This window comes from Candidatus Cryptobacteroides sp. (assembly GCF_056207615.1).
In genome coordinates this window covers 1-7214 of the sequence record NZ_JBAEER010000018.1, presented here as the reverse complement: position 1 = coordinate 7214, position 7214 = coordinate 1, and the positions used below count along the sequence as shown (strand labels likewise).

The following is a 7214-nucleotide window of genomic DNA, read 5'->3' as shown; positions in this document are numbered from 1 at the left end:
CCGCACTTTTCCGCATCGGCATCTATCCTGAGTGACAAGAAGCCCTCATCAGCCGCCCTGAGCATCGCAAGAAGACGGTGAGGAGCTATGTGGGCAATTGATTCGCTGCAATTGAAGTATGAACGGTATTTCTGCGCCTCCTGGCTGGTGGAGCCGGACTTGGTCACCTTGGTCACGATACGACGGGTAGAGAATATTCCGCGCATGGTCTCGCGCACTGAGGCGGTCTCGCTTATCCTCTCCGCGATGATGTCACGGGCACCGGCAAGCGCTTCCTCAATCGTTGCAACCTTCTTTCCCTTGCCTGCGTATTTCGCAGCCTCGGCAGAAGGGTCCGACACTGAAATCGTATACATCTTGTCAGCAAGAGGCTCAAGTCCTGCCTCCTTGGCTGCTGTGGCGCGGGTCCTGCGCTTCGGCCTATACGGAAGATATATATCCTCGAGTTCACGCGAATCCACTGTATTCTCAATTCGGGAACGAAGCGAATCATCCAACGCACCTGCAGCCTCGATGGCGGCGAGCACAGTCTCCTTCCTTTTCTCCATCTCAGCGAAGACGTCGACCCAATGCCTGACCTCAGCGACCTCGACGTCGTCGAGACCACCTGTCTTCTCCTTGCGGTATCTGCTGATGAACGGAATGGTGGCACCCTCTGCTATGAGCTGTTCGCAATTCTCGACCTGCCAGTCCCTGCATCCGAGCTTGGATGCTATCTCCTTGATGTAGATTTCCTTCATATCGTCTATTCGTGGGAGACGACTTTCAGCTGTGCACGATAAGCGGAGAAGATCTTGGACTTGGACACAAATCCCACGTAGACCCTGTTCTCGTCCACGACAGGAAGGTTCCACGCGTCCGTCTTCTCAAACTTTTTCATTACGCTGTCCATCTTCTCATCCACATAGACATACTCCGGAGACGATTTCATGAAATTGAACACATGAAGAACGTCGTACTCCTCCTTCTTGAACATATCCCTCCTAATGTCCTCAAGCGACACGAATCCCTGGAACCTGCCCTGGCTGTCGAGCACAGGGAAGATATTTCTGGTCGAGATTGCGACCGCCTCGACCAGTTCACCGAGAGTGGCATCGATCGCCACCGGAGTGAAGTTGGACTCGATGAGGTCGGAAGTCTTCAGAAGAGTGAGTACGGCCTGGTCACTGTCGTGCGTGAGAAGTTCTCCCTTCTTGGCTATTCGTTTGGTGTAAATAGAATATGGTTCTATCATTCGCGACACACCGAATGAGATGGTCGCAGTGATGATCAGAGGGATGAGGAGCTCATATCCGCCGGAAATCTCGGCAATGAGGAAGATCGCGGTCATCGGTGCCTGCATGACGCCAGCCATACAACCAGCCATACCCACGAGCACGAAATTCTGCTCCGGCACTGTGAATCCTGTGCCTGCAGCAAGGAGGTTTATGAGCCTTGAAGCCACGAATCCGGCCATCGCACCCACGAAAAGCGTCGGACCGAAGGTACCTCCGACTCCGCCACCGGCATTGGTGAAGGACATTGAGAAAACCTTGAACACGAGCACGAGAGCGAAGAAGATGAGCACTGTCCACTGCGAGTTCATGAGTCCGTCGAGAGCTTCGATTCCCTCGTAAGAAGGAGTCTCTCCGCTGAGAAGCACATTGATCGAACCGTAACCCTCTCCGAAAAGAGGCGGGAAGAGAAGAAGGAGTACGCCGAGACAGAAGGCTGAGACTATCCACCTCACCCAAGCATTCTTCATCTTCTTGATCCTGTCCTCGAGCATAAGCGTCATCCTCGTGAAATACACGGACACCATCGCGCAGAACAGTCCGAGCAGGAAATAGAACGGAATGTTGATCATCGCGAAAGGCGCGAGCGAGCTCGTGAACACAGGCTCATTGCCGTACACGATGTATGAGATCACCGTCGCCGACACCGTAGAGAGGAGCAGCGGAAGGATGGACGACATGGAAATGTTGAACAGGAGAATCTCCAGGGTGAAGAGTACGCCGGCGAGAGGGGCCTTGAAGATGCCCGCCACCGCACCTGCCGCACCGCAACCCAGGAGTATGGTCATGTTCTTATATGAAAGGTTCATCCATCTGGCGATGTTGGACCCTATCGCAGCACCGGTGTAGACGATTGGGGCCTCGGCTCCGACCGATCCACCGAATCCGATGGTCACCGACGATGCGAGTATCGAACTCCACATATTGTGGGGCTTGATCTTGGAATCGTTCTTGGACACGGCGACGAGCACCTTGGTCACACCGTGGCCGATATTGTCCCTCACGACATACTTGACGAAGAGCATGGAGAGGAGCATACCTATACCCGGGAGGACCAGGTAGAACACGTTCCATCCCTTCCATGTCGAAAGCAGGCCTATTCCATGCTGCACGGACTCCACCGCCGTCTTAAGGAGCACGGCGGCAAGACCGCACGCACATCCCACAACGAGAGAGAGGATTAGGGTAAGGTCATGCTCGGAGAGCTTATGTCCAAGGGAAATCTTCATCGGGCTTCTTACGAATCAAGGCGGCCAATCTGACCGCCTTGATGCATTTATCTGTCCTAAATGTTATTCGTTGTCGGGAGTATCGTCGTCACCGCTTGAATACTGGGAGATGTTGTCATCAGGAAGCTCGTCACCGCCTTCGCTGCTGCCGCCGCCGTTTCCGTCATCATCGCCCTCCTCATCGAGCCACTTGTCCAACTCTGCAGGGTCGTCGATCTTCATCTTGATCTTGACGAGATAGATAGCTGAAGGAATCTCCACAGTGACAGTGTAGATGCTTGTGCCGTCAGGCTTGTCAATCTTCTTGACATCCGGCAAATAATCGACAAGTCCCCTAGGGTACTTCGCTGCGAATGCCGCTGCAAGTTCCTCAGACATATTCTCGTAGCTGACTACTGCTCTTTTCTTCTGCTCCATACTAGTTTTAGATCGCTTTTGTGAGTTTCAAATCGGTTGCAATAATAGAACAATTTTTTCTAATGCAAATAACTATTGTCACTTTTTTTTGAAAAAGAAGGACTTCTGCATCTTCTTGCGGTCCATGTTCCTTTCCACGAACACCGGTTTCATGGTCCTGGGGTCGATTCCGCTGTAGAACATCACCGACGAAGTTGTCATAGGGGTCGGAGTGAAATCCTGCACCTGGTCCATGTATATGCCCTTCAAGGCAGGCTTATGGCACAGCTTATCCATGTGCTGCATGGTACAGCCAGGATGTGAGGAGATGAAGTACGGCACGAGCTCGCAGTTCCTGTCCGAGCTTCTCACGACCTTGTCGAACTCGACCCTCAGCCTCTCGAAAAGCTTGAAGGAAGGCTTACCCATCATCTTCAGGACATCGTCCTCGGTATGCTCCGGGGCCACCTTGAGCCTTCCGGAAGTATGCTGGAGCACGAGCTCCTTGAGGTATGGATATGAAGTGTCGTCTATGAATCCGTTCTCGTCGAGGAAAAGGTCGTATCGTATACCGCTGCCAATGTAAGAATGTCTGATGCCCTTCACCGTCGACACCCTGCCATAAAGCCCGAGCAGGCGCTCGTGCGAACGGTTCATGTTCTTGCAAGGAGAAGGGAAAAGGCAGGACTGGCGCACGCACTTCGAGCAGAGTTCCAGATTCTTTCCGTGCATTCCGTACATGTTCGCGGTAGGTGCTCCGAGATCGGAGATGTTACCGGCAAAATCCGGCAGCTTCTTCAGGCCCTGCACCTCACGTATGATGGAATCCTCGGAACGTGACTGGATGAACTTTCCCTGGTGGGCTGCGATTGTACAGAAATTACATCCTCCGAAACATCCGCGGTGGGTGTTGATTGAGAACTTGATCATATCGTAAGCCGGGATACGCTTACCCTTGTATCGAGGATGCGGAAGCTTGGTGAAAGGAAGATCCCAGAACGAATCCATCTCCTTCTCGTTTGCCGGAGGGTAGGTAGGATTGATCTGCACATAGCCGTCCCCCACCGGTTCTACGATCACCTTCGGGTGCATCATGTTCGCCAACAGCTCCACATGGTGGAAATTCTGCGCGAAGGCCTTCTTGTCCCTCTTGCAGACCTCATACGAATTCAGATAGAGGGCATCCTGATTCTTGCAGCGTCCCTTCATCAGGAAGGCCAGCTGCGGAATCTTGCGAATGTCGTTTATGTTCCTGTCCGCCTCTATTGCCTTGGTCAGCTCGAGCATCGGCCTCTCGCCCATTCCGTAGCACAGCCAGTCAGCCCCGCTGGTGATCAGTATGGATGGCATGAGCTCATCCTTCCAATAGTCATAGTGGGTGACTCGCCTGAGGCTCGCCTCGATACCGCCTATCACCACCGGGACATCCGGGAAGAGCTTCTTCAGAATCTGGGTATACACCGTGACTGCATAGTCTGGGCGCGCCCCTGCCCTGCCCTCCGGGGTATACGCATCGTCGCTGCGGAGCCTCTTTGACGCGGTGTAATGGTTGACCATCGAATCCATCGCTCCGGAATTCACCGCGAAATAGAGCCTGGGACGTCCAAGCTTGCGGAAATCCCTCAGGTCGTCCCTCCAGTTGGGCTGGGGAACAACGGCAACGCGATAGCCCCATTTCTGAAGCCATCGCGAAATCACTGCCGTACCGAAGGACGGATGGTCTATGAACGCATCACCTGTGAAGAAGATGACGTCTATGTAATCCCACCCAAGAGCCTGAACTTCCTTGATGGAAGTCGGTATCATGTATGTGTTGTCCTCGGACATTACATTCTGTATGGGAGGTCGATTCCGAGAATGCCCATAGCCTTTACGAGCACCTTGGCAATCTTCTCGATGAGAACGAGCCTGTACTTGAGGAGTGCCTGATCCTCTTCGCGGAGGATAGGGGTGTCATGGTAATACTGGTTGAACTCCTTAGCGAGCTCGTATGCATAATTTGCGACGAGAGCAGGAGAATGTGCCGCACCGGCCTCTGCGATCTTCTCTGGGAAGTTGCTGAGGATCTTGATGATGCGGATCTCCTTCGCGCTGAGCGAAGACTCAGGGCAAACATCAGCTGCGCCGAAGCTCAGGCCCTTCTCTGCCGCCTTGCGGAGAATTGACTGGATACGAGCGTGGGTATACTGGATGAACGGACCTGTGTTTCCGTTGAAGTCGATACTCTCCTTAGGATCGAAGAGCATGGTCTTGCGAGGATCCACCTTGAGGATGAAGTATTTCATCGCGCCGAGGCTGAGCATCCTGAAGAGCTCGTCCTGCTCCTTCTCGTCCATGCCGTCAAGCTTGCCGAGTTCGAGAGAGGTCTCCTTCGCGGTATTGTACATCTGCTCCATGAGGTCGTCTGCGTCGACCACCGTTCCCTCACGAGACTTCATCTTACCCTCTGGGAGCTCTACCATACCATAGCTGAGGTGATAGATGCTGTCTGCCCAGTCGAAGCCGAGCTTGCCGAGGATGAGCTTGAGCACCTGGAAATGGTAGTTCTGCTCATTACCTACGACGTAGATATGCTCGTCGAGGCTATATTCCGCAAAACGCTGCTCCGCAGTTCCGAGGTCCTGGGTCATGTACACAGAGGTACCGTCGCCACGGAGAAGGAGCTTACGGTCGAGACCATCGGCGGTAAGGTCGCACCATACCGAATTGTCGGCCTGACGCTCGAAGATGCCCATGTCGAGGCCCTTCTGCACGAGTGCCTTACCGAAGAGGTAGGTCTGAGACTCGTAATATGTCCTGTCGAAGCTGATACCGAGGTTCTCGTAGGTCTGGCCGAAGCCTTCATATACCCAACCGTTCATCATCTCCCAGAGAGCGCGTACCTCAGGATCGTTGTTCTCCCAGCGGAAGAGCATGTCCTGAGCCTCCTTGAGGCTTGGAGCTTCCTTCTTCGCCTCATCCTCGCTCATGCCCTTGGCCATGAGTTCCTTGACCTCGGTAACATAGAGGTCATTGAACTTCACGTAGTAGTCACCAACGAGATGGTCACCCTTCTTGCCTGAGCTGGCAGGAGTCTCACCGCCGCCAAGCTTCTTCCATGCGAGCATGGACTTGCAGATATGGATACCACGGTCGTTCACGAGGTTCACCTTCATGATGTTGTGGCCGTTTGCAGCAAGGAGCTGTGACACTGACCATCCGAGAAGGTTGTTACGGATGTGACCGAGGTGAAGCGGCTTGTTCGTATTTGGTGAAGAGAACTCCACCATGATGGTCTTGCCGCTAGGTGCATGCTGGCCATAGTCCTCCACTGCCACGATGGAAGCGAAGACATTGTTCCAGTATACCTGAGAGAAGGATATGTTGAGGAATCCCTTCACCACGTTGTAAGCGGCAATCTCAGGGAAGTTCGCCACGAAATAGTCGCCGAGGGCCTTACCTGTATTGTCCGGAGATGCGTGGGAAACCTTGAGAAGGGGAAACACAACGAGTGTGTAATCCCCTTCGAATTCCTTTCTTGTAACCTGTACCTGAAGGAGGGATGCCTCAACATCCGCTCCGTAAAGTGCCTTGACTGCCTCTGCAGCCTTGGCGATGATAAAATTTTCTGGTGTCATTGATTAGCCAAGGTAGCTCTTGAGAAGCTTGCTTCTCGAGTTCTGTTTAAGTCTGCGTATCGCCTTTTCTTTGATCTGGCGGACACGCTCACGGGTGAGATTGAACTTCTCGCCTATTTCCTCGAGTGTCATTTCCTGACAACCGATGCCGAAGAAATATTTGATGATGTCCCTTTCGCGAGGCGCAAGAGTAGAAAGCGCACGTTCGATCTCCCTGTTGAGCGACTCGTTGACAAGTCCCCTGTCCGCACTCGGTGAATCATCGTTCACAAGCACATCGAGAAGGCTGTTGTCCTCGCCCTCAACGAAAGGAGCGTCTACGGATACATGACGGCCTGAGACCCTGAGGGTGTCGGCAATCTTCTCCTTCGGAACGTCTATCATCTCTGCGAGTTCCTCGCTCGATGGCATACGCTCGTTCTCCTGCTCGAACTTTGAGAGAGCCTTGTTGATCTTGTTAAGGGAGCCCACCTGGTTGAGAGGGAGTCGCACTATTCGCGACTGCTCTGCAAGAGCCTGGAGGATTGACTGACGTATCCACCATACTGCGTAGGAGATGAACTTGAAACCGCGTGTCTCATCGAATTTCTCCGCCGCCTTGATCAGTCCGAGGTTGCCCTCGTTGATAAGGTCCGGAAGGCTGAGTCCCTGATTCTGGTACTGTTTTGCCACAGACACCACGAACCTGAGGTTCGCCC

General features: G+C 53.3%; 6 protein-coding genes. All 6 read right to left on the bottom strand.

Features of this window, described 5'->3' with window-relative positions:
- Positions 1 to 740 (bottom strand): Tex-like N-terminal domain-containing protein (locus AC06ND_RS01130; RefSeq protein WP_475677159.1); only part of this gene is annotated, 740 nt, incomplete at its 3' end.
- Between the two features lie 5 nt (positions 741 to 745).
- Positions 746 to 2503, bottom strand: coding sequence for a chloride channel protein (locus AC06ND_RS01125; RefSeq protein ID WP_475677158.1), 1758 nt, complete (start codon positions 2501 to 2503; stop codon positions 746 to 748).
- Positions 2504 to 2566: 63 nt separating this feature from the next.
- Positions 2567 to 2920, bottom strand: a complete 354-nt coding sequence (locus AC06ND_RS01120; RefSeq protein ID WP_475677157.1) for a hypothetical protein — start codon at positions 2918 to 2920, stop codon at positions 2567 to 2569.
- A gap of 78 nt (positions 2921 to 2998) precedes the next feature.
- Positions 2999 to 4726, bottom strand: a complete 1728-nt coding sequence (locus AC06ND_RS01115) for a YgiQ family radical SAM protein (RefSeq protein WP_475677156.1) — start codon at positions 4724 to 4726, stop codon at positions 2999 to 3001.
- Entirely contained in the window at positions 4726 to 6516 is a 1791-nt protein-coding gene (gene argS, locus AC06ND_RS01110) for an arginine--tRNA ligase (RefSeq protein ID WP_475677155.1), read from the bottom strand. Before argS ends, AC06ND_RS01115 begins: the two co-directional genes overlap by 1 nt.
- 3 nt (positions 6517 to 6519) lie before the next feature.
- Positions 6520 to 7214: sigma-70 family RNA polymerase sigma factor (locus tag AC06ND_RS01105; protein ID WP_475677154.1), on the bottom strand; the 695-nt coding region annotated here is incomplete at its 5' end.